A 215-nucleotide genomic window follows, 5' to 3' on the forward strand; every position below is an offset into this window, starting at 1 on the left:
TTTCATCCCTACCAGGTTTTGGTATCCATACTCTCCTAAGTGCTTTTGCTTTGAGGTTTCCTTTGATTTTCTCAGTCAGTTCAAACCTTTGTTTAGGGGAGATTGTGATAGCCCCATCAACTCCAGCCATTCTTTTTCCTTGACCCGCTTGGGGGGCGGGTTTATTAAGCTGACTGTTGGGAAGCATGGCTGACCGTGGAACCCGCCCCTACAGT

The 215-nt window shown here is 47.9% G+C and carries 1 pseudogene; it reads right to left on the reverse strand.

What is annotated here, in order from left to right:
• Positions 1–187 (reverse strand): annotated as a pseudogene (locus P5674_RS26455) (reverse transcriptase domain-containing protein); the annotation flags it as partial.
• Positions 188–215: the final 28 nt, after the last annotated feature.

It is taken from the genome of Limnospira sp. PMC 289.06, assembly GCF_032350395.1.
GTDB classification, from domain to species: domain Bacteria; phylum Cyanobacteriota; class Cyanobacteriia; order Cyanobacteriales; family Microcoleaceae; genus Limnospira; species Limnospira platensis.